General features: G+C 55.5%; 1 rRNA gene. It reads left to right on the top strand.

From position 1 onward, the window contains the following. Window positions 1-135: 135 nt before the first annotated feature. Window positions 136-245 (top strand): 5S ribosomal RNA (gene rrf / locus IH48_RS0132775); the annotation flags it as partial.

The following is a 245-nucleotide window of genomic DNA, read 5'->3' as shown; positions in this document are numbered from 1 at the left end:
GGAAGCCAGGTGACTGGTGGAGTTGACCGGTACTAATAGGCCGAGGGCTTGTCCATATTTGCTCGCGTCCACTGTGTTGGTTCTGAAACCACGAACAGCCGTGTTGTCTTCCGGTGTTCGATAGTTTCATAGTGTTTCGGTGGTTTTAGCGTAGGGGAAACGCCCGGTTACATTCCGAACCCGGAAGCTAAGCTCTACTGCGCCGATGGTACTGCAGGGGGGACCCTGTGGGAGAGTAGGACGCC

It is taken from the genome of Streptomyces sp. NRRL F-5126, from assembly GCF_000721265.1.
GTDB lineage: Bacteria > Actinomycetota > Actinomycetes > Streptomycetales > Streptomycetaceae > Streptomyces.
The sequence above is the reverse complement of the archived record's forward strand: the minus strand, read 5'-3'. Positions and strand labels throughout refer to the sequence as shown.